Origin of the sequence: Indibacter alkaliphilus LW1 (genome assembly GCF_000295935.2) — a bacterium.
GTDB classification, from domain to species: domain Bacteria; phylum Bacteroidota; class Bacteroidia; order Cytophagales; family Cyclobacteriaceae; genus Indibacter; species Indibacter alkaliphilus.
The window spans coordinates 1-21,751 of the sequence record NZ_ALWO02000050.1; the positions used below are offsets into that span (position 1 = coordinate 1).

13 protein-coding genes are annotated in these 21,751 nt (G+C 40.5%); 12 read left to right on the top strand and 1 reads right to left on the bottom strand.

The features are described from left to right. Positions 1-241: 241 nt before the first annotated feature. Positions 242-3,622, bottom strand: coding sequence for a methylmalonyl-CoA mutase family protein (locus A33Q_RS18045; protein ID WP_009035504.1), 3,381 nt, complete (start codon positions 3,620-3,622; stop codon positions 242-244). Positions 3,623-4,015: 393 nt separating this feature from the next. On the opposite strand from A33Q_RS18045, the gene A33Q_RS18050 reads away from it, so the two are divergent. The 12 genes from A33Q_RS18050 to A33Q_RS18105 all read left to right on the top strand — a co-directional run bounded on the left by A33Q_RS18050 (position 4,016) and on the right by A33Q_RS18105 (position 21,666). Further along, positions 4,016-5,095: a site-2 protease family protein gene (locus tag A33Q_RS18050; RefSeq protein WP_009035505.1), complete on the top strand. Its 1,080-nt coding sequence runs from the start codon at positions 4,016-4,018 to the stop codon at positions 5,093-5,095. Between the two features lie 11 nt (positions 5,096-5,106). Beyond that, positions 5,107-7,800, top strand: coding sequence for a cation-translocating P-type ATPase (locus A33Q_RS18055; RefSeq protein WP_009035506.1), 2,694 nt, complete (start codon positions 5,107-5,109; stop codon positions 7,798-7,800). A 76-nt stretch (positions 7,801-7,876) separates the two neighbouring features. Continuing rightward, the gene (locus A33Q_RS18060) at positions 7,877-10,135 is read left to right on the top strand and encodes a Plug domain-containing protein (RefSeq protein WP_009035507.1); all 2,259 of its coding nucleotides are present in this window, start codon (positions 7,877-7,879) and stop codon (positions 10,133-10,135) included. A gap of 99 nt (positions 10,136-10,234) precedes the next feature. Next, positions 10,235-12,373: a glycoside hydrolase family 97 protein gene (locus A33Q_RS18065; RefSeq protein WP_009035508.1), complete on the top strand. Its 2,139-nt coding sequence runs from the start codon at positions 10,235-10,237 to the stop codon at positions 12,371-12,373. A gap of 2 nt (positions 12,374-12,375) precedes the next feature. Further along, the gene (locus A33Q_RS18070; protein WP_009035509.1) at positions 12,376-13,869 is read left to right on the top strand and encodes a glycoside hydrolase family 32 protein; all 1,494 of its coding nucleotides are present in this window, start codon (positions 12,376-12,378) and stop codon (positions 13,867-13,869) included. A gap of 484 nt (positions 13,870-14,353) precedes the next feature. Continuing rightward, entirely contained in the window at positions 14,354-15,694 is a 1,341-nt protein-coding gene (locus tag A33Q_RS18075; RefSeq protein ID WP_009035510.1) for a sugar porter family MFS transporter, read from the top strand. Beyond that, the gene (locus A33Q_RS18080) at positions 15,687-16,595 is read left to right on the top strand and encodes a carbohydrate kinase family protein (protein ID WP_009035511.1); all 909 of its coding nucleotides are present in this window, start codon (positions 15,687-15,689) and stop codon (positions 16,593-16,595) included. Before A33Q_RS18075 ends, A33Q_RS18080 begins: the two co-directional genes overlap by 8 nt. Positions 16,596-16,621: 26 nt before the next feature. Continuing rightward, positions 16,622-17,449 (top strand): LytTR family DNA-binding domain-containing protein, encoded by an 828-nt coding sequence (locus A33Q_RS18085; protein WP_009035512.1) that lies wholly within the window; start codon positions 16,622-16,624, stop codon positions 17,447-17,449. A 103-nt stretch (positions 17,450-17,552) separates the two neighbouring features. Next, the gene (locus tag A33Q_RS18090; protein ID WP_009035513.1) at positions 17,553-18,173 is read left to right on the top strand and encodes a hypothetical protein; all 621 of its coding nucleotides are present in this window, start codon (positions 17,553-17,555) and stop codon (positions 18,171-18,173) included. A gap of 11 nt (positions 18,174-18,184) precedes the next feature. Beyond that, positions 18,185-19,348 (top strand): serine hydrolase domain-containing protein, encoded by a 1,164-nt coding sequence (locus A33Q_RS18095; RefSeq protein WP_009035514.1) that lies wholly within the window; start codon positions 18,185-18,187, stop codon positions 19,346-19,348. Between the two features lie 213 nt (positions 19,349-19,561). Then, complete coding sequence (locus A33Q_RS18100; RefSeq protein WP_009035515.1) at positions 19,562-20,146, top strand: CAP domain-containing protein; 585 nt, start codon at positions 19,562-19,564, stop codon at positions 20,144-20,146. 191 nt (positions 20,147-20,337) lie between these two features. After that, complete coding sequence (locus A33Q_RS18105; RefSeq protein ID WP_009035516.1) at positions 20,338-21,666, top strand: hypothetical protein; 1,329 nt, start codon at positions 20,338-20,340, stop codon at positions 21,664-21,666. Positions 21,667-21,751: the final 85 nt, after the last annotated feature.

The following is a 21,751-nucleotide window of genomic DNA, read 5'->3' on the forward strand; positions in this document are numbered from 1 at the left end:
GGGCGTCGAGCCCCTACGAAGTTTGCCCAAGAGAAGAACCTCTGGCTCATGATTGCCCGATGAAATTACTTAATGAATGTTGAACCAAACGGTCAACGCTATTTAGGGAAGTACATCTCTCATCCTTCATCCCTCATCCTTCATCCTTCATCCTTCATCCCTCATCCTTCATCCTTCATCCTTCCTCCTTCATCCCTCATCCTTCATCCTTCATCCCTCATCCCTCATCCTTCCTCCTTCCTCACATATTCCTCCTATACTGTCCTCCTACTTCATATAGCGCATTGGTAATCTGGCCTAGGGAACAATATTTAGCTGCTTCCATCAAAGTATCGAAGATGTTACCATTTTGAATAGCCACTTCTTTCAGATTTTCAAGGTATTTTTCAGCCTCTTTTTCGTTTTTCTTTTTCAGGATATTTAAGGTCTGAATCTGAGCCTCTTTTTCATCTTTAGTAGCTCTGATTACTTCTCCAGGAGTCACTGTAGGTGATCCCTCAGAAGAAAGGAAAGTATTTACGCCAATAATCGGATACTCACCGGTATGCTTCAAAGTTTCGTAATGAAGACTTTCCTCCTGGATTTTCCCTCTTTGGTACATGGTTTCCATAGCTCCTAGAACACCGCCTCTTTCAGTAATCCTGTCAAATTCCAGATTCACTGCCTCTTCTACCAAATCTGTCAATTCTTCAATGATGAATGACCCTTGTAGTGGATTTTCATTTTTGGCCAATCCCAATTCCTTATTGATGATCAGCTGTATCGCCATGGCTCTACGGACAGAAGCCTCTGTAGGCGTAGTAATGGCCTCATCATAGGCATTTGTATGCAGAGAGTTACAATTGTCATAAATCGCATACAAGGCTTGAAGCGTAGTCCTGATATCATTAAAATCAATCTCCTGTGCGTGTAAAGACCTTCCTGAAGTCTGAATATGATACTTCAGCATTTGTGACCTTTCATTGGCACCGTATTTTAATTTCATGGCCTTGGCCCAGATTCTTCTTGCTACCCGGCCTATCACTGAGTACTCGGGATCAATACCATTGGAGAAAAAGAAGGAAAGGTTTGGAGCGAATTTATTGATATCCATCCCCCTGGAAACATAATACTCCACATAAGTAAAGCCGTTGGACAATGTCAAAGCCAACTGTGTAATGGGATTGGCTCCTGCCTCCGCAATATGGTAACCTGAAATAGACACTGAATAAAAATTTCTGACACCATGATTGATAAAATACTGCTGTACATCCCCCATCAATCTCAAAGAGAATTCGGTAGAGAAAATACAGGTATTCTGTGCCTGATCCTCTTTTAAGATATCTGCCTGTACTGTTCCACGGACCTTTGTCAAGGTATCTGCTTTGATCTTGGCATAGACTTCCGCATCCAATACCTGATCTCCGGACACTCCCAGCAACATCAAGCCCAATCCATCATTTCCTTCCGGTACTGTTGCATTGTACTTGGGCCTCTCACTTCCTTTTTCTTTGTAAATTTCGTCAATTTTAGCATTGACATCTTCTTCCACACCATTTTCCCTGATATACAACTCACATTGCTGGTCAATAGCTGCATTCATGAAAAATGCCGTCATAGTCGCCGCTGGACCATTGATGGTCATGGAAACAGAAGTTTTCGGGTCTGCCAGATTAAAGCCCGAATAGAGTTTTTTGGCATCATCTAGGCAGCAGATATTCACTCCTGAATTACCGATTTTTCCATAAATATCAGGTCTGTAATCTGGGTCTTCTCCATATAAAGTCACTGAATCAAATGCCGTAGACAGCCTTTTTGCAGGCATTCCTTTGGACACATAATGGAATCTTTTGTTGGTACGCTCAGGGCCACCCTCGCCTGCAAACATCCTTGTAGGGTCCTCCCCTTCTCTCTTGAAAGGAAAAACACCTGAGGTATATGGAAATTCGCCCGGCACATTTTCGGTCAAACCCCATTTCAAAAGATCTCCCCAGGCCTCAAATCTTGGAAGGGAAACTTTCGGTATTTTGGATTGAGAGAGAGAAGTGGTATAGGTCTGTACCTTGATTTCTTTATCCCTTACTTTGAATACATAGAAATCATCTTTGTACTTCTGTGCTTTTGCAGGCCACTCTTCCAACCATTTCTTGTTTTTGGGATCAAGTTCCAACTCTACTTCAGCGTATACTTCTTGCAATTCTTTGGTCAAACGGTCTTTATCAGCCACTTTTGTGCTTTCAATGGCCTCCATAGACTTTTTGATGCTGTAAAGTTTTTGGGCTACCTCTTTTTGGTCCGACACCCATTTGTCATAATTCCTATTGTTTTCAGATATCTCAGATAAATACCTGGTTCGGGCCGGAGGAATGATGTATATTTTTTCGGACATCTCTTTGGTGACTTCAAAAGAAGATAACAGATCTGTTCCCGTTTTTTCCACCAATTTATGAATGATCGCCCTGTAAAGGTTATTCATTCCGGGATCATTAAACTGCGAGGCAATGGTTCCAAAAACAGGAATATCTTCTTCTTTGATGTCCCAGAGGTTATGGTTACGCTTATATTGCTTTTTGACATCTCTTAAAGCGTCTTGCGCACCTCTTTTGTCAAATTTATTGAGCGCAATAATATCGGCAAAATCCAACATATCAATTTTTTCCAACTGTGTAGCAGCACCATATTCAGGTGTCATCACATACAAAGACATGTCAGAGTGCTCGATAATTTCTGTATCCGATTGTCCTATACCTGAGGTTTCAAGAATGATCAGATCAAAAGATGCAGCCTTCATCACATCCACCGCATCCTGCACATATTTGGAAAGAGCAAGATTGGATTGTCTAGTGGCCAATGACCGCATGTAAACCCTAGGGTGATGAATGGCGTTCATTCTGATACGGTCTCCAAGTAGCGCACCTCCCGTTTTTCTTTTGGATGGGTCTACAGAAATGATAGCAATGTGCTTGTCATCAAAATCTGTCAAAAACCTTCTGACCAACTCATCTACCAAAGAAGATTTTCCGGCACCACCTGTCCCGGTAATACCCAAAACAGGCGTCTTATTTTCAGCAGAAGCTTTTCTGATTGCTTCCAGCAAATTTTTGCTTTGCTCTGGATAATTTTCGGCTGCTGACACAACCCTGGCGATGGTCTTTTTATCGGATTTGTCCAATGTCACCTCAGCTTTTACATCTTTCCCTACAGGGAAATCAGATTTTTCAACCAGATCATTGATCATGCCCTGCAAGCCCATAGACCTGCCATCATCTGGGGCATAAATTCTGGTAATTCCGTAATCATGCAATTCTTTGATCTCTTCAGGAAGAATGGTACCGCCCCCACCACCAAAAATTTTGATATGTCCACAGCCTTTTTCGTGCAGAAGGTCATACATGTATTTGAAAAATTCCACATGACCACCTTGATAGGAAGTAATCGCTATCGCCTGTACATCTTCCTGAATAGCACAGTCTACAATCTCCTGAACAGATCTGTTGTGGCCCAAATGAATCACCTCACAACCTGTAGCTTGGATGATCCTCCTCATGATATTGATCGCAGCATCGTGGCCGTCAAAAAGTGATGCAGCAGTTACCAGCCTGATGTGGTTTTTGGGTTTATAACTTTCTTGTGAATGAGACATGAATATATTTGGGTTTGTAATTGAATCCTTTAAATACGTCAAAGCAAAATTAGAAATCTTATTTCAATTGATTTTTTGCTTGCACTGAATACCTTGCGAATATAGGAAAAAAGCTAAAGTCTTCCTGAAACTTTAAAGCAAAAATCGGAATAATATTTTGAATGGATTAGAATTTCATTTTTTTTCAGAATATTATATAATGAAATTAATCGAAATTAAATACATCAATCTTTCGATCTGGATAAATTTAAAATTAAGAGGTTTTTTGGGTTGAGCAATAAAAAACCATGTCCTCAGATGACTTACGTCATACTTTTTAAAGGAAAAAAGCCCTTCCTTTACCTCAATTCAAAGATTTTAAACTAATTTAACCTTCACACTAAGCTGCGATTTATGAAACTCTCCTTATACCTTGGAAGCTACAAAAATGTCAAAGTCTTTATCCACTGGACTTTCTCAATTCTTTTGCTTTGGATCATCATTTCCAACTGGAGGCAGGGCATACCCGCAGCAGATATAGGTTGGACGGTTTTGTTTGTCCTTTTGCTTTTCGTATGCGTTGTATTGCACGAATTTGGCCATGCCTTGGCAGCACAAAGGTATGGTATCCAAACTAAAGACATTATTCTGTACCCAATCGGAGGAGTAGCCCGACTGGAAAAAATACCTGAAGATCCCAAACAGGAATTATGGGTAGCCATAGCAGGCCCACTTGTCAATGTGTTTATTTTTCTGGTCTTATCAGTAGTATTGACTTTTACAGGATTTAATTTGGAAAGTCTTGAGGAACTGAAAATTAATCCCTCCACCATCCTCATGTACCTGGCTTCAGCCAATTTGATATTGGCAGTGTTCAACCTGATACCGGCCTTCCCTATGGACGGAGGTAGAATCTTGAGGGCCTTTTTAGCCATCAGGCTCCCCAGAGCAAAAGCCACCCAGATAGCTGGTGGTATCGGTCAGTTTTTGGCCATCTTTTTTGTCTTCTTTGGTCTTTTCAACAATCCTATACTGGTATTGATTGGGATCTTTATATTCCTGGGGGCCTCTGCAGAGGTCAGCCATACACAGCAGCAAAGTTTCCTCAAAGGCTATAAAGTCAAAGATGCCATCATGATGCGCTTTCCTATTTTGGCATTTGACGCCCCTCTGTCAAAGGCAGTGGAAAAACTCCTCAATTCTCAAGCTACTCACTTCGTCATCGTCAAAGATGACGTAGCTGTTGGAACATTGAGCCGCAATCAAATTATTCAGGGGCTAAAAGAAAACGATGAAATGTTGCCTGTTGAAAAAGTAGCAGATTTTTCACCTTTAAAGATAGAAACAGAGCAAGACCTTGATGAAGCTTGGAGAGTCATGATGACAAAAAACAAAAAAGTAGCCTTTATTATAGAAAATGGACACTTTTTGGGAATTCTGGACCAGGAAAATATCTCTGAATTTGTAATGGTCAAGTCAGCTTTAAGTAAATAATTTAGCTTTTCATGCCAGATCTCCAATCCACAAATACCAAATGGTATCAGGAAAACCCCGAAGTTGTTTTGGACATACTAGGTTCAAATCTTGACGGCCTTTCAGATGATCTCGCATCCAAAAGAATGGTTGATTTTGGTAAAAACAAATTACCCGACAGGGCCATTATAAGCCTTTGGAAGATTATCTGGAGCCAGCTTTTCAATCCACTGATCTTTATTTTGATCGCTGCAGGCATCGCTTCCGTATTGATTGGGGAAGCAAAAGATGCGGTATTTATTCTTTTGGTGATCCTGATCAACACAGGCATAGGAGCGTATCAGGAATATAATGCCGAAAAAAGCGCCTCTAACCTTCAAAAGCTTTTGAAAATTAAATCCAAGGTGAAGCGCGCTGGCAAAGTCAAAGAAATAGATGCCGAGGAATTGGTGCCAGGTGATATTGTCTATCTGGAATCGGGAAACAAAGTCCCGGCAGACCTGAGGCTTGTGGAAGTAGCTGGACTTGAACTGGACGAAAGCATGCTGACAGGAGAATCCCAATCAGTCAGAAAACATATTGAGCCCATTCCAAAAGAAACTCAAGTCGCTGACCGGAAAAATATGGCTTATGCCGGTGCAACTGTCATCTCAGGCAGGGCAAGGGGAATAGTAGTCGCTACAGGCCTTCAGACAGAAGTTGGTAAAATTGCACTCAATGTGCAGGAAGGAGAATCCGCAAAACCACCTTTGATTCTCCGAATGGAGAAATTCACAAGAAATATTGCCAACATCGTCATTGTACTCAGTGTGATTTTGGCCATAATGCTCAGGTTTCAGGGCATGGATTTTGGCTCGATTTTCTTTTTTGTAGTAGCCTTGGCAGTATCTGCTATTCCGGAGGGATTGCCCGTATCCCTGACAGTAGCCCTAGCTGTAGCCACCAGAAGGATGGCCAAAAGAAATGTTATCGTCAGAAAACTCACCTCTGTCGAAAGTTTGGGCAGCTGTACAGTCATTGCAAGTGACAAAACCGGCACCCTTACTGTCAATCAGCAAACGGTCAAGAAAATAAAACTTATCGACGGGCAGACTTTTGATGTCACTGGAGAAGGATACAATGGAGATGGAGAAATCCATTCAATCTCAGAACATTCCGTAGCAGTTTCCTATGGGCACTCAAGCCTACTGGACCAGATCATCAGAGTTTCCCTACTGGCCAATGAAGCTTCTCTCAAACCATCCGAAAACTCCTGGGAGTACCATGGAGATGCCATGGATGTCGCCTTATTGGGAATGGGGTATAAAATGGGCAACACTGCAACAAATGTCGTAAAACTATCAGACCGTCTTGATGTAATTCCATATGAATCAGAAAGAAAATTCTCAGGTGCATTTTATCAGGACAGGGGAAACATAAAACTCGGAGTAAAAGGAGCGGTAGAAACCATTCTGGACTTTTGCCAACTGTCAACATCTGAAAAAGACAACATCATGGCTGAGGCCAACCAATTGGCATTGAGCGGGTACCGGGTTTTGGGTTTTGCAGAAGGACTGATAGAAACATTTACTCCTAAAGAATTCTACCCGGACACTGACATCCAAAACCTGGAATTCTTAGGCTTGGTCTGCTTTATAGACCCTCTCAGAGCGGAAGCTAAAGAAGCTGTCAAAAAATGTAAAACAGCGGGTATAGAAGTTCTGATGATCACAGGAGATCACCCTGCTACTGCATCTAATATAGCGTTAGAATTGGGCTTGAAGGAAAAATCAAGAAATGTGGTCACGGGCAAAATGCTTGCAGAAACAGGCGATCCGAAAAGTCCCGAATTTGCAGAACTCGTAGCCTCCACCAGTGTATTTGCCCGCGTTTCCCCTACCCAAAAACTGGAAATTGTCGATGCATTGATACAAAAAGGGGAGTTTGTGGCAGTTACAGGAGATGGAGTCAACGACGCACCTGCATTGAGAAGGGCCAATATTGGTGTGGCTATGGGTTCAGGAACTGATGTAGCCAAAGAAGTAGGAGCCATGATTGTGGTCGATGACAATTTCTCCTCCATCGTAGCCGGGGTGGAAGAAGGCAGGTTTGCCTACGACAACGTGCGTAAGGTCATTTATCTACTGGTTTCCACCGGAGCGGCGGAAGTGGTGATGTTTATACTTTCCATACTGGCGGGCCTTCCCTTGCCGCTATTGGCAGTACAACTTCTTTGGCTGAACCTCGTCACCAATGGCATTCAGGATAAGGCTTTGGCTTTTGAAAGCGGAGAAAAAGAAACCATGCAAAAAAGGCCCCGTAAGCCTTCTGAAGGGATATTCAACCGCATCATGTCGCAACAGTTGATCCTTTCCGGATTGGTGATCGGCTTGATTGCTTTTGGGTTTTGGCTTTATTTAAAGCAGTACACTGATATTGAAGAAAATGCAGCCCGGAATATGGTCTTACTTCTGATGGTTTGCATGCAAAATATACACATTTTCAATTGCCGTTCTGAGTACAAATCCACGTTCAAGATACCGGTTTATAAAAATTACCTGTTGATCCTTTTTGTCCTGGCAGCACAGGGTATCCACATCCTGAGCATGCACATACCATTTATGCAGGACATCTTAAGGATACAACCCATTTCACTCCAACAATGGTTGCTGATACTTGGATTGGCACTGCCTGTTTTGTTGATAATGGAGTTGTTTAAATTGGTAAAAACCTCCAATAGAGCATAGAATAGTTACAAGTTCCATATCAAAATATTTTTTTTCCAAAGCTAAATTTTTTAAGTTAGTTCTAAATTCAAGAAATGTGATAAAGTTAAGATTATCTAATATTTACCCTACAATTAACTTTAGTAATCTTTGTCTTACTCTTATCAAACTTTTTCTTTTCCCTTTAGCAATTCAAGGTCAGGAATATCAAAATTATCTTGAAAAATTCGATACTGCTTTAGAACCATCAGGCTTCGAAATAACCTATTTAACACTTGATAGAAATATCCTTTTAGAAAAGGATGAAATAAGTTTTCATGCAGTAACTGTTGACAATAAATCGAAGCGGATAGTATCTCAGAGCATCAACCTGAATATTGAACTGTTAACTCGGGATGGAGAAATCGTCGATTCCGGGATTTTCCGTTTGGTAAATGGTATCGCTCATGGCACTTTGCCTATCTCATTGACACCGGGAAGATATATTCTGATGGCATATACCGAACAAACCCGGGATTTGCGGAAAGCATTTTTCAAAGGTCTTTCCGTAGTCGACGAATCAGGGAATCTAGAGCCTCGCGAGCAAGATGTAAGTCTACAAGTTTTCCCAGAAGGAGGCCAATTGGTCAATGACCTGAAAAACACACTTGTGATTGTGGCCAATGAAATAAATGGCAATGGACTGGAAATCAACGGGAAAATCACTGATGATGAAGGTATGGATGTTGGCTACTTCCAAACAGACACCTTTGGATTGGCAAAAATTCCTTTTGTGCCGAAAAAGGGAATATCCTATCAGTTGGTACCTGAGTCAATCGCAACCAGCGCTATTCCACTTCCAAAACCTCAGGCTTTTGGGACAAATTTACATTTATTGAATCTATATAAAAGTGAAAAAGTGATTTTTGAAATAACCTCTACAACACTGACAGAAAACGACAGCCTTATTGTTTCGGTATTCAGTGAAAAGTCCCTAAAGGTTTTTGACACCCATCATTTCACCGGAAATAAACTGACAGTTTCTATTCCATACGAACTTTTGGACCAAGGTATTCATCAACTTGAACTAATAGATTTGAATCACAACTTGATCGCCAAGAGAAAATTTTACGTGAAACCCACATTAAAACCAATTAACCTAAAACTCACCTCAGACCAAGATTATATAGACCTTAAAATCAATGAAAAAGAGCCAAAAAGTAACATTCCCTATGGTGTGGTGAGTTTGACTGCTCGAGGTATCAGCAATACTAACCTCGGTTTAGAAAAACACCTTTTTATCAGGTCAATATTAAATAAAGACATTACCATCCTCGACCAGTCTCCGAACCTTTATTCGGATGAAGAACTTGAATCCTTGGATAGGATAATGATTACACTTGACAGTACAATTTTGGATTACAATTACGCTGAATTTCAGCCAAAATCTATTCTAAAACCCGGTTTAAGCTACAGTATCAAATTTTCCGATCAAAAATCCGGTGATCCCATTGCCAACACTCCAATTTCTTACTATAGCAATGTTTTACCTTTTTATCTAGAGGATGGAGTTACTGACGAAAATGGAATAGTCCATCTACAGGGCTTAGACTTTTTTGACAGTGCTGATTTTATCTTTCAAAAATTGGAGAGAAAATACAAAGAATTTGAAATTGAGCTTATTTCAGAAAATCTGCAAAGAAGGAAAGAAGTATTGCCCGAATGGATTTACTTCCCTGGTCAAAAAGAAAGAACTACCGAAATTTTAACTCAAGCAGTAAAATCTAATCTTGCCAAAAATCAAAATGTGGATTATGAACTGGAGGAATTCACCATTACGATCGACAAACAAGATTATGATGACAGGTATAAGATGCGCCGTATTTTCGGGAAAGGGAAAATCAAAATTGTTGACCCCAAACAACCAAATCCCTCGCATCCCTTAATCCTGGTTCAGAATATGGGGGTAACGGTAATACCTAATGGTACAGGTGGATATAGGGCTTTGGTTGGCGGGAGGAGTCCCTCAATTTATTGGGATGGTGTCCGCCTTAATCCTGCAACCTTGATTGATAATTATACCTCGAAACAGGTGGAAGAAGTAGAGGTGCTTAGGGCTGGTGCCATTTTGTTTTACAGCAGGCCATTCTATGAACCTTTGGAAGAAGGTAAAAAGAAACTGACTTTGCAGGGTTTTCAAAACAATCCAGACATTTCAGCTGCTGCCATGGGAAATTACAATAAATTTTTCCCGGTCAGTCCGGAAGAAAAAAATGCAGTGCGCTTTAACTTCCCTAAACCCAACAATGGTCAGCTTGAATACTCTGGTATTGACAGTGATGGAAATATTATCTTTTGGAAGTCCGAAATAGATTGATTGTTTTAAGGGAAAACTAATGATCACTGTAACAATTCACTTTAGGCATTTGTCTCTTTTCCATGTATTTTTAACTTTCCCTTTTAAATCAATACCCAAATGAAAAATCCGCTTTTATCTTTTATCCTCTTCTTGGCATTTGGCATAATGGACCAAGCCCAAACCATCGAGTCTCCTGACGGTCAACTTTCTTTACACTTCAAAATCAAAGAAGGAAAAGCCATTTACGCCCTTGATTTTGGACAAAAATCTGTAATCAAGCCTAGCCATCTGGGTTTTGAGATCAAAGACCAAGAACCGCTAGCTGATGGGTTTGTACTCGTAGAAAGTCAAACAGAAAGCCATGATTCCTATTGGACACCTGTCTGGGGAGAGGAAGACCGCATCCGAAACCATTACAATGAACTTTTGGTATCCCTGCTTCAAGAATCCACAGAGCGCAAACTGAATATCAGGTTCAGGTTATTTGACACAGGCTTAGGCTTCCGGTACGAGTTTCCCCTTCAGGACAAACTGGCCCATTTTGTCATCAAAGAAGAACTCACACAATTTGCCATGGCAGGCGACCACACTGCTTTCTGGATTCCAGGAGACTACGATACCCAAGAGTATGATTATACAGAATCCAAGCTCTCAGAAATCAGGCAACAGATGGAAAATGCGGTCACAGGCAACCTTTCCCAACAGCCATTTTCTCTGACAGGAGTACAGACTTCCCTGATGATGAAAACAGATGATGGCCTCTACATCAACCTCCACGAGGCTGCGCTTATCGACTACGCAACCATGCATTTGAACCTTGACGATGAGACCTTCACCTTTCAGTCCTGGCTCAATCCTGATGCCATTGGAGACAAAGGATACCTACAGGCACCTTCCCACTCCCCTTGGAGAACGGTCATTGTCAGTGACGATGCCCGCAAAATCCTGGAATCGCGGATTACCTACAACCTCAATGAACCCTCTAAAATTGAGGATACTTCCTGGATCAGACCCATGAAATACATCGGTGTGTGGTGGGAAATGATTACAGGAAAAAGCTCCTGGGCCTATACAGACGAACTTCCTTCAGTCAGACTGGGAGAAACGGATTATACCAAAGTAAAGCCTAACGGCCGTCACGGGGCGACAACAGAAAATGTCAAACGTTACATAGACTTTGCCGCAGAACATGGGTTTCAAGGTGTTTTGGTTGAAGGATGGAACATTGGTTGGGAAGATTGGTTTGGCAATTCCAAGGACTATGTGTTTGATTTTGTCACTCCTTATCCTGATTTTGATCTGGAAGGAATACGGGACTATGCCAAGAGCAAAGGGGTGGAAATGGTCATGCACCATGAGACCTCCTCTTCTGTGAGAAATTATGAAAGGCACTTGGACAAAGCCTACCAGTTTATGAAAGATCACGGCTATCATTCTGTCAAATCCGGCTATGTAGGAGACATCCTGCCCAGAGGGGAAAACCATTACAGTCAATGGATTGTCAACCACTTCCAACATGCTATAGAAAAAGCTGCCGACTATCAAATTATGGTCAATGCCCATGAAGCCGTCAGACCTACAGGGGTAGCAAGGACCTGGCCTAATCTTATCGCCAATGAATCGGCGAGAGGGACAGAGTTCCAGGCATTTGGAGGCAACAAGCCCAATCATGTCACGGTACTCCCATTTACCCGCCTGATAGGAGGACCAATGGATTATACTCCCGGGGTATTTGCAATGGACATCAGTAAAATCAATCCGGACAACAACTCTTGGGTCAACAGCACCTTGACCAATCAGCTCGCACTATATGTCACCATGTACAGCCCCCTGCAAATGGCTGCTGACTTACCTGAAAATTATGAACGCTTTATGGATGCTTTCCAATTCATCAAAGATGTCCCGGTAGACTGGAAAGAAAGCAAATACCTCGAGGCCGAGCCAGGCTACTACTTGACCATTGCCAGAAAGGATAAAAACAGCAACAACTGGTTTGTAGGAAGTGTCAATGGCATCCAAGAAAGAGTGTCTGAAATTTCATTTGACTTCCTTGATCCGGAAAAAACCTATATTGCAACGATCTATGCAGACGGTAAAGATGCCCATTACCGGAACAATCCACAGGATTACATCATTCGCAAGGTGGTCGTCAACGCTAAATCCAAGCTGAAACAGAAGAAAGCTTCAGCCGGAGGCTATGCCATCAGCATCATGGAAGCCAGTAAAGAAGAAACAAAAGGTATCAAAAAGCTTTGAGCATGACTAAAAATAGACTGAATCTTATCATCACAGCCCTGATTTTTTTTACAGTACTTTATTCCTGTAACCAAAAAGGGACTGAAGAAAAGAATACAGAATCAGAATTCAATGAGCCTTTCAGGCCTCAATTTCATTTTACTCCTCCCAGCAATTGGATGAACGATCCCAACGGTATGGTCTATTGGGAAGGTGAGTACCATTTGTTTTACCAATACCATCCAGACGGCAATACTTGGGGCCCTATGCATTGGGGACATGCCATTTCAGAAGACCTGGTCCACTGGGAACATCAACCCATTGCGCTTTTCCCCGATGAACATGGGACTATTTTCTCGGGTTCCACAGTAGCAGATTCCGAAAACACCTCTGGTCTGGGCACCAAAGAAAATCCTCCATTAGTTGCTATTTTCACCTATCATGATGCCGATGGAGAAGAAGCCGGGAGAGATGATTTCCAAACCCAGGGAATCGCATTCAGCACAGACAAAGGACGTTCTTGGACAAAATATGAAGGGAATCCGGTATTAAAGAATCCGGGAATCAAGGATTTTAGAGACCCCAAGGTCGCTTGGGTCAAGGATCAATGGATCATGTCACTTGCCGTAAAAGACAAGATAAGCTTTTACTCATCACCCAACTTACTGGAATGGACCCTTGAGAGCGATTTCGCTCCCGATTGGGCAGCTTATGGGGGAGTTTGGGAATGTCCTGACCTTTTTCCCCTGCCAACTACAGATGGTAAAGAAAAATGGGTTCTATTTGTCAGCATCAATCCGGGTGGTCCGCAGGGCGGCTCCGCTACGCAGTATTTTATCGGTGATTTTGATGGAAAAAACTTCACTACAGAAACTACCGAGGTGAAATGGCTGGACTGGGGAGCTGATAACTATGCCGGAGTTACCTGGTCAAACGTACCGGAAACTGACGGAAGAAAAATCTTTATTGGTTGGATGAGCAATTGGCAGTATGCCCAAGAGGTGCCTACAGAAAACTGGCGTTCTGCCATGACCATTCCAAGAAGTTTGAAGCTTTTCAGCGATGGAGAAGGGTATTCATTGGCCTCAAGGCCTGTCAATGAACTTGATAAACTCCAGTCAGAAACAAGCAACATTTCAGGAACTGAAGCTGAGTTGACACATGAATTGGTAGAACTGGAATTTGATATCACAGAAGAAGATTTCAGAATTGAGTTCCAAAATGAGGAAAACGAAAGGTTGATTTTGGAGAAAACAGGTGAGTTTGTTGTGCTGGACAGAGTTTTGTCCGGAATCACCAATTTCAAAGCTGATTTTGCAAATACCCAAACTGCCCCTATTGGAAATATTCAGGCCAAGAACCTACGCATATTCATTGACCGGTCCTCGATTGAAGTTTTTATCAATGAGGGAGAATTGGTGTTGACCTCTTTGATTTTCCCAACAAGTCATTATAGCAAAATCCAAATGCATGGATTGGGAAGTGGAAAAGCACATTACTTGAAGAGTATTTGGTAAATGAAGGGTAAATATTTCACGCAGCGGTCGCAGCGAACCCGCCGCAATCGCCGCGTGAACCAAATACCAATAAACCTAAGTGAAAGCGGGACAAACCTTGTTGTAATTCTTTAAATCGTTCGTCACTACGTGACTTTCGACCTTTACTATTTCTTAAATTCCTTGGATTGAAACCCATGGTTATTATATCGACTGCTCCTATGGAGCTGGTTAGAAAATTCTGTTAAAGTGCAAATTTGCATTTAATCAGTAATACTGAAAAAATCATAAAAGAACTCCATAATCTTGACCAAATTCCTTAAACTTGAATTTGGTCATTTTATTTCCAGCAAACATTCCCCAATTCTTTCCTAAGCACAATTTGAATTCAAACTTAATATCTATCTAATATCCAATATCAATGAATATCGACCACGTCTGTTTCAGGAGTTTTGAGATTGTTTACTAAATTTCAGAACTCTAAATATTCTTTCCTCTCCTACCTATGAACAAAAACTACGTTTTATTCCTCTCCATCACAGCCGCTTTAGGAGGTTTCCTGTTCGGTTTTGATACTGCTGTAATATCCGGTGCTGAAAGAGATATCCAGGCACTTTGGCAACTCAGTGACTGGACCCATGGACTTGCTGTGGCCATGGCGCTTTATGGGACGGTGATTGGAGCACTTTTTGGAGGAATCCCTGCGGATAAATTTGGCAGAAAAGCCTCTTTGGTCTGGATCGGTGTTTTCTATTTGGTTTCGGCAATGGGTTCTGCCTTGGCTCATGATGTCAATACATTTATGTTTTTTAGGTTTTTGGGAGGACTTGGCGTAGGCGCTTCCTCTGTGGTCGCACCCATGTATATTTCAGAGATTGCCCCTGCCAAAAGGCGGGGACAATTGGTAGCCCTTTATCAATTCAATATTGTGTTTGGGATATTGGTCGCCTACTTCTCAAACTATCTTATCGGTACGGCAAACCTGACAGAAGCCTGGAGATGGATGCTTGGGGTAGAAGCGATTCCTGCCCTGATTTACAGTATCCTTATCATCAAAGTACCTAAGAGTCCAAGGTGGCTGATTGCCAAAAAGCATGATTATGAAGGTGCAAGAGAAATCCTGACCAAAACAGATCCGGAAGGGGTGGATGAGGCCATTTCACTTGCCATTGAGGAGAGCAAGGAAATCAAAGGCAATGTAGTCTGGACCGCTTTGTTTCATCCCAGGTTCAGAAAAGTGACCTTTTTTGCCTTTCTCATTGCCTTTTTCAACCAAATGTCCGGCATCAATGCCATCATCTACTTTGCGCCAAGGATATTTGAAGCGGCTGGAATAGCCACAGAAGATGCCCTGTTTTCTACCATTGGAATAGGAGTCATCAATATTGTTTTTACGATGTTAGGGCTTTATTTGATAGATAAACTGGGCAGAAAAGTACTGATGTATATAGGTTCTATAGGGTATATCATATCCCTGTCCCTGATGGCCTACAGTTACTTTGGAGGTATGGTCAGCAATACCCTTTTGCCTTGGTTTGTATTTGTATTTATCGCCTCTCATGCGATAGGTCAGGGTTCAGTGATCTGGGTGTTTATTTCAGAAATATTCCCCAACGAACTCAGGGCATTTGGTCAGTCCTTGGGCTCTTTCACCCATTGGATATTCGCAGCGGTGATTGCCAATCTCTTCCCCTTCTTTGCAAGCAACTTTGGAGCGGGAAATATTTTCGCCTTCTTTGCCCTGATGATGGTCTTGCAATTGTTGTGGGTAGCATTTAAGATGCCGGAAACCAAAGGAAAATCATTGGAAGAAATTCAAAAAGAATTACAAAAAGAACATGTCTAAAAAAGTTGTCTGTTTCGGTGAGATGCTATGGGATTGCTTCCCAGATCATGAAATCCCAGGAGGTGCACCTATGAATGTAGCACTTCACCTCAAGCAATTGGGCTTGGATGTCAAAATGATTTCCAGATTGGGAAAAGATGTACGTGGAGAGAAACTCCTGGCTTTTGTGAAATCCTATGGTTTGGATACGGAAGAAATACAGTGGGATGAAAACCATCCCACCGGAACGGTCACCGTGGACAACAAAGATCCTGAAAACATACAATACACCATCAATGCCCCTGCTGCATGGGATCATATCACCCTTAGCAAGACCAATTCAAAAACAGTCAATGAGGCGGATGCCTTTATATTTGGGAGTCTGGGTATCAGAAACCAAATGAGCTGGGACAGCCTTTACCACCTTGTACATGCCCCCGTTCTCAAGATTTTTGACATCAATTTAAGGTCTCCTTACTATGATTTTGAGCAGATAGAAATTCTGTTGGGATATACAGACATCTTGAAAATCAATGAGGATGAGTTGCTGATTGTGGCTGACTATTTCGACATTCCTGTCAAATCCAAAAAGGATTCAGAAATTGCCAGCATTGTAAGCGCATACCTTTGCGAACATTTCCCCATTCAGATGGTCTGTATCACTCTGGGCAGCAAAGGAGCTTTGATCTACGAGGAAGGGAAAATATCCTCACATCCAGGATACAAAGTAAAAGTGCAGGATACCGTAGGTGCTGGTGATGCTTTTTTAAGCGGTTTTGTCAAGGCATACTTAGACGGAAACAAGAGCAGGGAAATTCTGGATTTTGCCTGTGCTTTAGGGGCTTTTGTTGCTACGCAAAAAGGAGGTACGCCGAGGTATGATTTGGAAGAGGTAGAAATGGTCAAAAAAAGGATTGAATAAGGCACCAAAGTGAATAATCAATTTTTATGAATATAGACATTGAAGAGAACCTTACTCAAAAAGAAAAGTATTATCCTGATGTCATCATTTTTTTGATTGCAATCCCTATAATCAGTGCCATTAACTTTCACCTTACATATACCAATATACAAGCCAATTCCTTCTATCTGGTTAGATTTCTAATAGACACCGCCCAGGGATATATAGCTTGGTGGGCCGTCCGGCTGTTGATTATCAATCTGGATACACGAATTCCATTTGAACCAGATCCTGCGAGAAGGATCTTACTACAGACTATTCTGACCACTTTCACAGGAGTCTTACTAATTGCCCTCACTACCGAAGCCCTCAGCCTTATGATCAAGAAGGAATGGGCTCCCTTTCATTTTTATTCAAAAGACCTGTTGATAATCAGCATCTGGTTTTTGGTGATCAATGGATTCTACATTGGCATGTATTTCTACAGGCAATGGAAAGAAAAAAAAGTATTTTATGCCCAAGGTAATTCAAAGCCCTGTGGCTTTCCGGTAAAAAAAGGCAATCAGGTTATTTTGGTCTGGTTTGAAGAAATTTCAATGTTCCTCGTGGATGCTGAATATATTTTGCTCATTGATTCAGCCGGCAAGAAATTTTTGATGGACTTATCTTTGGACAAAATAGAAAAAAAAGTACCGGGCTCTGATTTTTTCAGACTAAACAGGCAGGTAATTGCCAATAAAAAAATAATCAAGGGTTTTAAAAAAATTGAAAATGGAAAACTGTTGATCCAATTAATTGAATCATTTGACCTCAGTCAGGATTTGATAGTAAGTCGTACAAAAGCATCCTCCTTTCGCAGCTGGTTTTTGAATTAAGGGTAACATTTCAAGTTGGTTTTTATATCATTTTGCGGATTGAAATACTTCAATAGGCAGTCATACAAAATGTCTCAAGTAAATTTGGAGAAAAATCAACTCCATGAAGCCTTTACTCCTTCTAGTGATAGCCTGTCTTTTCTTTCCGAAAAACCAGGGTTTGGCACAAGCCGAAACCGGGAACAACTACAGAAACTTCCCCATTGTTTTTTCATTGCAATTCCATTCTTTAGCAATGCCATTCAAAGACCTAAAAAGTAATTTCAAAAATGTTGGTTTTGGGATAGGTACTGAAGTCAGCCATAACGGACTTCACAATTGGGTACAGCAATTTGATTTGATCTGGATTAAAAACAAAGGAATTGGAAACGGAATTTTATTATCTACCCAAACTTCCTACAGGCCAATGATGGTGGGGAATATTTTTGCAGAAGTAAAAGCGGGAGTTGGATATTTGAAATCATTCAAACCTTCTCAATCATACCAGCAAATTGATGGCAAATGGAATGAAGCCAAAAAAAATGGAAAAGGCATGCTGGCCTTCCCAATTGGGCTTGGTCTAGGACAACATAACCATTCAGAATCAAGTTACATTTCTCCGTTTTTTGGCTACCAGATGATTTTGGTCACTAATTATAATCAAGATATCCCTATTGTTCCACAAACTCTTTTTCAGATAGCTGGGCGAATTCATCCCAATTATTCCAATGTGATCCAAGACTAAGCCATAATGTTATGTATATCAAAAAAATCCTTTTCGCTCTTCTTTTGTTAATTCCTGCTCAACTCTTTTCCCAAGGGATGCAAACCTGCAATTGTCCTGATACCAAACTCCAATTTTCAACAAATAAGGTTACAGTCCTTAAAGCAGCATTGGATAAGCTTACGGGACAAGGAATCCCAGGAGCAGTTGTAGGTGTTTTTGACGAAAGTGGTTATTGGGAAATAAGCAGCGGTTTTGCAAAAATCGAAAACCAAACCAAAATGCAATTATGCCATCTTCAATATCTTCAAAGCATTTCAAAAACTTATTTGGCTGTTACTATTTTACAGCTATATGAAGAAGGAAAATTGGGGCTGGACAATAAAATCACAGAATATTTATCCAGCCAATTATCAAGTAACATTCCAAACGCATCTGAAATTTCTGTTCGGATGCTTTTAAATCATACATCAGGTATTCCTGAATACAACAGTCAGCCAACCTATGTAACCCATCTCCTACAGAATCCTACGAGGATTTTTCAACCAGAGGAATATTTTCTGTACATCAAAAATAAAAAACCTGATTTTGAGCCGGGAACAAAGTATGGTTACAGAAATACCAATTATGTAATTCTTGCTCTGATAGCTGAGCAGATTACCGGAGATCACAAACAATTTATGGAAGAAAGAATTTTCAAAGTACTTAATTTAAAAAACACGATTTACAGAATCGAACAAGGCGAAACTTACGAAAAAAGGTTAGTTAATACCTATTGGGATAGATTCAGTGACGGCACTTTGGAAAACGTATCTGTGCTTCAAAATAGCAATGTAGCATCCATGATTGGTGATGATGGAATAATTACCACCCCAGAGGATGCAATTACTTTTTTAAAAGGATTAATGGGAGGTAAATTAATATCAAACAACAGTTTGGAATTGATGCAGGAGTGGGTGAAGAACTTAAATGGAAAAGAAGTCTATGGCTTGGGTTTAAATATTTCTGACTTTAAAGGTCATAAAGGAATAGGCCATAGTGGCGGAGGACTTGGAGCGGGAGTACAGCTTTATTACTTCCCTCAAAAAAAAATTTATACCTTTCTGGCAATCAATTTAGGTACTGTTACAAATAGCCCTATCCATCAAAATGCAGAATTGACTCTTGAGAAGATTTATAACATTATACTACAATAGTTTTTGTTTGCTAACAATTATTGAACAGTGACTGATGAATAATTGGCTACACAGCATTTAAGCATTGAGAAGAAAAACAATCTGATCAATCCAGAAAAACTTGAACCAAAATCATCAGTTTCTTTCTAAATCTTCAATGAATTATTTTTTAAAAATTTATCATAGTAAAAATTAAGTATAAGCGTATATTGAAGTTCAAATACTTATTTTGTGATGAAAAAATTGTTTTCTGCTATCGCTCTTTTTTCTTCGAGCCTTTTCGTCTTATCAATTTTCTCTGGATGCGAATCCAAAGAAGAAATCAAAGAAGATCGTGTAAGTCTTTCAGCAGCTGAAATGGAGCTTTACAGCCTATTGATGACGTACAGGGCTGAATTGGGCTTGCCGGAAATTCCTCTTTCCATTTCCATGACTATAGTCGCCCAAACCCATGTAAAAGACCTACAGGAAAACAACCCCATGTCAGGTGAATGCAACAGTCACAGTTGGTCGGAATTTGGGAACTGGACACCTTGCTGCTATACCGCTGACCACGCCCAAGCTGCATGCATGTGGAACAAGCCGCGCGAACTGACTGAATATACAGGGAATGGATTCGAAATAGCAGCTTATAACATGGCCAGCATCAATCCTTCCGGAGCCCTAAATGCTTGGAAAAACAGCCCCGGGCACGATGCCGTGATCAGAAACGATGGCCCTTGGAATCAAGAGTGGAAAGCCATTGGAATAGGTATGAACGGCAGGTTTGCTGCTGTCTGGTTTGGCAGGGAAGCCGATCCCAAAGGTCAGCCTCAATGATTTAAATTCTCCCTATTGCTTACTGATATTTTTCAAACAATTCTTTAAATCTAAAAATTATTAACTCAAAGTTAACCTAAAAACCCCTTATTAGTTGAGAAGTTCATGTATCTTTGAATTAATAAAAATCAAATAAATCAAATCTTTATAATAAAATTTAATACTAATTATTGATTTTATTTCAAAATACCATGCGTAATCTTCTTTTAGTTCTTGTTTTAGGTAGCTTCATTTTGGTATCTTGTGAAGACCCACAGAATCCAGAATCTTTGATTTCTCCTGATCCTGAGGTGTTTTACAAATCAGATAAGCTGTTCTTTTCCACTTACTCCCAATCGGAAGAAAGTGTCAAGTTTTTGATATGGGATTCAGAGTCTAACAGGACTTTCAATAGGCTTTTTTTATTGAACGAAAATGCTGATACAATTTTGATTTCCGGACTTGAACGGGCTCCATTTTTTACGCATAATTTTATAGCAGAAGTCAATCACAATTTCAATAAGGCCGATAAGTATCAATTATTGGTTGAAGAACGGGTTAACAAAGACAGTATTAATTTTTACCAACTTCCTGATTATCAGCATTTATTCAAGTCTCAGACTACACAATCTTCCCTTGCAAAATTTGAAAGGCTCTATGATTTTGACCTCACTCCCGATAGAGACTTTATTTTTGTTTTCGATTTTGAGAATAATGTACAAGCCAATTACAGGGTTCAAATAAGTACAGGTGAGATTTTGAAGTTGAAAGGTGATCTCGGCAGAAAATTAAGAGCCGTAGACAAAAACACGCTATTACATACAATAAATGGCATTTACGAATCCGAGATTTTTACTTATGATGTGGAAAAGAAAACTTCAGAGTCATTTGGTGTGACCGGTGGAAATGGAGGAAAGCTGACAAGAGTATTCGAAAATCATATCGTGTTTGAGAACCCTGTTGTAGATGGCGATAGAACGCTTACAGTGGTTAACCTCATCAATGATGAAAGAAGAATAGTTCCTAATTTTGCTTTTGGATACAGTATGCGGGAAAATATACTAGGACAAAAAATCTTTGGAAATTCGATTTTTGATATAGCCAGTGGTACAATAAGCGAAGAGTTGACTCCTTTTATAGGAACATCTTTAATACAGTATCTACAAGATGAAGATCTTGTATTTTTCAGGCAAAGCCCTGGTAAAGAATTGAGAGAAGAAGGTTTTGATATCAAATTCGCTGTTAGCAAAAAAGGAGGGCAAATTCTATTTGATTCAGGATTAGAAAAACATGTTTCCTATCACCTTCCTTCAGAGACAAGAATCATTGATAATAAATTTTTGGTCTATGTTCAATATGGGGACTTCACAGATGAACATAGGTTAAGTGGATTCTACCAGGTCGACTTATCAACAGGAACCATGGAATTGATACAAGCGGAAAGCAGGTTGAATTTAGCTGTGGATGGTATAGTCCAGATAGAGGATAATTTGTGGCTGACAATTTTTTCTGGAGAGATTGGCTTGATGAGAATCAATTGATATAAGTAGGTTGAAATATTTTCAAAAATAAATTCAGGTCTCCAGGAAATGGGGGCATATTGAAAAGGCTTCATCGAATAATCCG

Bases quoted from the DNA above. Each gene is read 5' to 3' on its own strand.
- A33Q_RS18045 (WP_009035504.1), bottom strand. From the start codon at position 3,622: ATGTCTCATTCACAAGAAAGTTATAAACCCAAAAACCACATCAGGCTG.
- A33Q_RS18050 (WP_009035505.1), top strand. From the start codon at position 4,016: ATGAAACTCTCCTTATACCTTGGAAGCTACAAAAATGTCAAAGTCTTT.
- A33Q_RS18055 (WP_009035506.1), top strand. From the start codon at position 5,107: ATGCCAGATCTCCAATCCACAAATACCAAATGGTATCAGGAAAACCCC.
- A33Q_RS18065 (WP_009035508.1), top strand. From the start codon at position 10,235: ATGAAAAATCCGCTTTTATCTTTTATCCTCTTCTTGGCATTTGGCATA.
- A33Q_RS18070 (WP_009035509.1), top strand. From the start codon at position 12,376: ATGACTAAAAATAGACTGAATCTTATCATCACAGCCCTGATTTTTTTT.
- A33Q_RS18075 (WP_009035510.1), top strand. From the start codon at position 14,354: ATGAACAAAAACTACGTTTTATTCCTCTCCATCACAGCCGCTTTAGGA.
- A33Q_RS18080 (WP_009035511.1), top strand. From the start codon at position 15,687: ATGTCTAAAAAAGTTGTCTGTTTCGGTGAGATGCTATGGGATTGCTTC.
- A33Q_RS18085 (WP_009035512.1), top strand. From the start codon at position 16,622: ATGAATATAGACATTGAAGAGAACCTTACTCAAAAAGAAAAGTATTAT.
- A33Q_RS18090 (WP_009035513.1), top strand. From the start codon at position 17,553: ATGAAGCCTTTACTCCTTCTAGTGATAGCCTGTCTTTTCTTTCCGAAA.
- A33Q_RS18095 (WP_009035514.1), top strand. From the start codon at position 18,185: ATGTATATCAAAAAAATCCTTTTCGCTCTTCTTTTGTTAATTCCTGCT.
- A33Q_RS18100 (WP_009035515.1), top strand. From the start codon at position 19,562: ATGAAAAAATTGTTTTCTGCTATCGCTCTTTTTTCTTCGAGCCTTTTC.
- A33Q_RS18105 (WP_009035516.1), top strand. From the start codon at position 20,338: ATGCGTAATCTTCTTTTAGTTCTTGTTTTAGGTAGCTTCATTTTGGTA.